Source organism: Streptomyces sp. NPDC046900, assembly GCF_040644975.1.
Taxonomy (GTDB): domain Bacteria; phylum Actinomycetota; class Actinomycetes; order Streptomycetales; family Streptomycetaceae; genus Streptomyces.
In genome coordinates this window covers 1-5,682 of the sequence record NZ_JBEYXD010000189.1, presented here as the reverse complement: position 1 = coordinate 5,682, position 5,682 = coordinate 1, and the positions used below count along the sequence as shown (strand labels likewise).

Genomic DNA, 5,682 nt, shown 5'->3' with positions numbered 1-5,682 from the left:
ATCCCGTGTGACCCTGTGGATCCACCCGACAGGGCGATGGTTGAGGGGCGCCCGACAGGTGAAGGATTTGCTGGCTGGGTGCGGGTGCTGGGCAGATGGCTCGCTAATCGAGCACGACAGCCTTTAGCTCACGACCTCTTCGTCCCGAACGAACTTCGCTGGGCGCTTGACCTCGCGTTGGTATGTCTCTCAGCTGCTGCGACGGTCCGCAGACGTCCGCGGTTGTTCGCCGCTGTGCGTCGGCGTTGTCACGCAGTTAGACACTCACCCAGGCTGCCTACGCTGATGCCACGCTGAGGTGAGAAGCTGTTTGAGGCACCTTGACCGACTGGGAAAATAGCTTCGTCGTGAAAGCCTGGTCTGGGCACGATTACCACCGTGCGTGAGGCCTGGGACCATCGCAGGCACGGGCGGTACAGGCTGACGGAGACGGAGCGCGGCGACGTCTGGGGCGTGTGCGCCGCAGTAGACGGACTCTTTGGGGAGCCCGGCGCGGGACGTATGAACTCTTCGGCTGGGTGCCGGAAGGTGCCCAGGTCGGGGGCTGGGTCGGCAGCCGGGTGTGGATGGTGCCGGACGACGATGCACTTGAGCCCTGGCTGCTGGAGGACGCGGAGACCCCAGGACAGCTCTTGGGGACCGGCAGTCTCGTGCTCACTGGCCTGGACGACTGCGAAGGTCCGCCTGAGGGACACATGGGTCGTGTCCGAGTGCACGACGGGCATCGGTGGCTGGGCTCCTGTCGGGAATTCACCTGCGTCCTGCCGGCCGAGCAAGCGGCGCCCCTGCTCGTCCTGCGGGGATTTGCCCAGGGTGATCAGCTGCGAGCTGCATTGATGAAGGGCACCCGGCGGGCGCTGGACCTGGAGGAGGCCGCCCTGGAGATACAGGACGCCCAGGGCGAGCCGCTCACCGATCGGCTGCTGTGGACCAAAGTCCGCTCCTGGCGCCCATCCTCCTACGGGACAGATCTGATCGACCTGGAGCTTGACGGGCAGCTCTTCACCCCCGTTCCCGAATTCGCCCGGCCCATCTGGCAGCGGTGGCTCGCCGGGCCGCCGGACACCCTGGGTGCCTGGGCGGGCCTCGACACTCGGCGCCGCGGGGCCTGGCTCGATCTCGTCCGCGAGCGGGCCTGCCGGCGCTCTCACCGCGACCGGCCGGCTGGTCATGCCTACGAACTCGACGGCCGACACATCACCGACGAACCGGGCCTCTATCTGGCGCTTGGGGAGGCGGTGAACGGGCCGGGTGGCTACTTCGGCGGCTGTCTGGCCGCCCTCGATGACTGCCTGCGCGGCACCTTCGGTTTCACCGCCCCCGCAACCCTGCTCTGGCGGAACGCCGGGACCGCACGCAAGCACCTGTCCCGGACCCTGACCCCAGACGGCCAGCCCTACGACCTATTCGCCGATGTCCTCGATGCCCTAGCCGAGGGCGGCATGCACGTCACCCTGGCGTGATCCCCGTCCGAGCATCTACCCAGTCCTGATGGCGTCCCCGGCAGGATTCGAACTGCGACCCCCGTTTTAGGAGCGAGGTGAGGTGGTCACAGGCCTGACCTGCGGATTCACTGCCTTGGGCAGATTCGGCGGCGCGTCCCCCTGCGCACCCTGATTCCCTCTCAGTCCCCGCCCGTTCTGGCACGAGAGTGGCACGGGGACCTGCGCTGGTGACCTTCTCGATGCGAACTATTGGCTGCTCGGTTGCTGCGGTCTGCCGGGCTGGTCGAGCGGTTGGCTGCGGAGGGCACCGGTCATATGCGGTCACGGCGGTTGCTGTACTTCGCCGCTTTACGGCTGACCGCAACCGAGTACCCGGCGCGGGTACTACGGCGTTGAAAGGCTCACACCAGGCTGGTCGTTCGGATCGCTCGGGTACGTGCCGACCTCCCAGAACCGCCACGAGTCCGGCGACGACGGGTTCGCCAGGTGGATGTCCAGCTCCTGCCGCACGCCGTCCGCATAGCGGATCACTACGGTGGCGTCGGCGCTGTCAACGTCATTGTCCACGACGGTTACTGTCGCAGTTCCGCTGTTCACGTCCTGTGTATGGGCGAAGTCGGCCGCGGAGAACCCGGTCGGGCCGTCATCGTCCCGGGCCCGGACCGCTGTACGGAGCTCGCTCGTACTGTGGTGGGCGATCGCACGCAGATAGCAGCGGATGAGTCCGGCCTGATCCGGGTTGGCCTTTTCGAGGTGGACGGGCCAGGAACACGACGGTGCCGCTGCATCAGGCCCTTGGGCGAAATCCTGGATGGTCAGCCACGGATCGGGCACGAGCCACCTGACCAGCAGTACTCCTGCCGCGACGGCCACCGCAGCGAAGACGCCCCAGCCCCTCATGCGCCGCCGGGACCCCGCATCGACGTTCATCCCGCCCCTTCCGGCCGCCCTCGCGGCACGGGACGCGCTGCTGCTGATCGCCGTACTTTCGCATCCCTTCAGCCCCGGCCGCCAGTCATCCAGCTCCGCAGGACTCGCGACGTCCTCCGATGCCATTCCACCCCAACCACAACGGACGCCATGAGCGCGTGATCTCGATGACTTGAACCTGTGGCCTCTTCGAACACGCGAGATCACTGGCGGTCGCCGCGACCGCCGGCACCGCCCTGGTTCAGCGCCGCCAGCGCGGCATAGGCACGCCCGGCACTGGCTGGACAGGTTGCCTTGGGTAACAGATAAGCGACTGGCTGCGCTGCAAGTGTGGGGTGTGCTCTCACCTCTGAGAGGCGCGATGGCGAACGAGGCCACTTTTGACAATTGTTACGTTTGTCAGGCCTTAAAGTTGCTGTAAACGTCTGGGGTTGAAGGAGTGCGCAGGGGTACGGTTCCGGCGCTCGGCAGTAGGAGATCCAGGGCGGCCGTAGGGGCGGCCGCGACTTACGCCGAAGAAGTCGGAGACAGTCCATGCGTGTGTATTCCGCACGGCGCAGACCGCGCCGCGGGGCGGAGAGCGGCGGCAGAACGGCACTCGCCGTCGTCGCCGCGGCACTCCTGATAGCGGGGACGGGACCCGTCGCTGCGTACGGGGTGAGCGACACGGACTCCAGCCGCCATGACACGGCGGGCGAGGAGTCCCACGAGTTGATGGAATCCGTCGACTCGTTCAATGAGCCGAGGCTTTCGCCCGGCGGCCAGATCGCGCCGGGCGCGTACGCCGACGCCTGGGCGCACATCAAGAACATGCCGGTCGCGTCCGGCAGTTGGAGCGAGGTCACCACCTCGCCGTACAACGAGGATGCGCTGCACTACCGCGATCACTCGGCCTCCAACTCCGGTGGCGGAGCGGGCCACTCCGCGGGCCGTATCGCCGCCCTGGCCACCGACCCGACCCACCAGGGCGTGGTCTACGCCGGCGCCGCCGGGGGCGGTGTGTTCCGCTCCACCGACGACGGCAGGACCTGGACACCGATCGCCGACCGGCTGCCCGCCCTGTCCGTGGGCGCTCTCACGGTCGCGCCCGACGGCTCGCTGTGGCTGGCCACCGGCGAGGCCACCACCGCCTCCGACAACTACCTGGGCAGCGGCGTCTACCGTCTCGCGGACCCGGTTACCGGCACCTTCAGCGAGAGCGACAAGGTGGGTGGTACGGAGCTGGACTCCGCCTCCATCCACACCGTCACCTTCGACAAGGCCGCCGGGTACGTCTTCGCGGCTTCCTCGCACGGCCTCTTCCGGCGTCCGCTGTCGGCCGGCCAGTCCACCGCCTGGACCAAGGTCCTGGCACCTTGCGCGGGCGTCGGCATCAGCGGCGTGAGCTGCGGGGTGGACAGCCACTACGCGGACATCGCCAACGACATCGCCGTGCAGCCCGGCAGTGATGGAACCAAGCTGCTGGCCAACGTGGCCTGGCGCAGTGGCGCCGACTACAACGGCTTCTACTACTCCGACGACGCGGGCAGCACCTGGAAGCGCGCCAACCCGACCGGTGCGATCAATCCCGCCGAGATCGGCAACGCCGCCTTCGCCTACGCGGCCGACGGCAGCAAGCTGTACGTCTCGATGGAGTCCCCCAAACTCCTCAACAAGTCCTCCGGCTCCGGGGTGTACTCGGTCCTCGCCGGCGTGTACGTCAGCCAGAGCGGCAACGCGAACGGCTCGTTCAAGCAGATCGCCACGTCCTCGTCGCTGTCGACCACCGGCTCCGCGATGAAGATCCACGAGATCGGCAGCGGCTACCAGCCCGGCTCCCAGGCCTGGTACGACCAGGTCATCGCGGTCGACCCGAGCGACCCGAACCACGTCTACCTGGGCCTGGAGGAGATGTTTGAGTCCAGGAACGGCGGCGCCACCTGGAAGGCGGTCGGCCGCTACTGGAACTTCGGCATGCCCTGCTTCAGTTACGACCCGGCGCAGAACACCTGTGACGGCGACGTGATGCACTCCGACCAGCACGCGATCGCCTTCTCGCAGTGGAAGGGCAGCACGCCGGAGGTGTTCGTCGGCAACGACGGCGGCGCCTACGCCCGCCCGACCACGCAGACCACAGCCGGCTGGCGCAACCTCAACGAATCGGGCACCCTGCGCAACCTCCAGTACTACTCGGTGCGCGCGGGCAAGATGAGCGACGGCAGCGGTGAGGCCGTCTGGGGCGGCCTGCAGGACAACGGCGTCTCACTGCTCGCACCCAAGGGCGCCACCTACCAGGGGCAGCAGCTGAACCCGAACGGTCAGATGGTCTCCCCCTACGGCGGTGACGGCGGCGACCAGCTGGTCAACCCTGACAACGGCTGCCAGACGGTCGGCGAATACGTCGACCTCGCGCTGCAGATCACGAACAACTGCGGCTACACCGCGAGCGACGACGGTTCCGAGGACGTGATCACCGACATCGCGCCCGGCGACCCGGGAGCCCGCTTCACCGCCCCGTTCAGCGCGGACGAGACCGACCCCAACGGCCTGTGGGTCGCGGGCGGCCAGTACGTCTGGGGCAACACCAAAACCTGGAAGAGCACCTCAGGAGCCGACTGGACCAAGCTGTACGACCTGGGCGCGGGACGCTCCGCCTCGGCCGTCGCCAGCCGCAACCACGTGACGTGGGCGGCCTGGTGCGGCCCCTGCTCCTCGGTCAACGACTCCTTCGGACGGGGCATCGCCACCAACTACGGCGGCACCTGGCACCAGGTGAACCTGCCCACCGCCTTCCCGAACCGCTACATCTCCGGCCTGACCATCGACCCGTCCGACGCCTCCGGCAAGACGGTCTACGCGGTGATCAACGGCTTCTCGCGGCACTGGAACGAGGGCCCCGGCGCAGGCTACGGCCACGTCTGGAAGACCACGGACGGCGGCACGACCTGGACGGACATCAGCGGCGACGCCTCGGCCACGGACTCCTTCCCCGACGCCCCGGCCAACGCGGCGCTGGTCACCAAGGACGGCACCCTCGTAGTCGCCACCGACCTGGGCGTGTTCACCAGCACCTCGCCCGGCCACTGGGCGCGCCTGGGCACGAACCTGCCCACCTCGCCGGCGGTCTACCTGTCGCCGAGCCCGGACGGCAGCCAGGTCTACGTGGCCACGCACGGCCGCGGCATCTGGAAGACACAGACGCCCTAACGCCACACCCAAACCCTCCGTGGGGGGGCCGCCCAATGGGGGGGGGCACCGCGGGCCCCCCCCCGCTAGAGATGAAAAAAAACCAAAGTGGGGGGGGTGGGGGGGGGTCGGTATGCGCACG

At 68.2% G+C, this 5,682-nt stretch carries 2 protein-coding genes and 1 pseudogene; 2 read left to right on the top strand and 1 reads right to left on the bottom strand.

Features of this window, described 5'->3' with window-relative positions:
• Positions 1-420: 420 nt before the first annotated feature.
• Positions 421-1,463 (top strand): annotated as a pseudogene (locus ABZ904_RS50320) (barstar family protein).
• Positions 1,464-1,829: 366 nt separating this feature from the next.
• Here the strand turns inward: ABZ904_RS50320 and ABZ904_RS50315 are convergent.
• Entirely contained in the window at positions 1,830-2,375 is a 546-nt protein-coding gene (locus ABZ904_RS50315; RefSeq protein WP_361001127.1) for a hypothetical protein, read from the bottom strand.
• Positions 2,376-2,909: 534 nt separating this feature from the next.
• On the opposite strand from ABZ904_RS50315, the gene ABZ904_RS50310 reads away from it, so the two are divergent.
• On the top strand, positions 2,910-5,561 hold the full coding sequence (locus tag ABZ904_RS50310; protein WP_361830961.1) for a glycosyl hydrolase: 2,652 nt from the start codon (positions 2,910-2,912) through the stop codon (positions 5,559-5,561).
• Positions 5,562-5,682 lie beyond the last annotated feature (121 nt).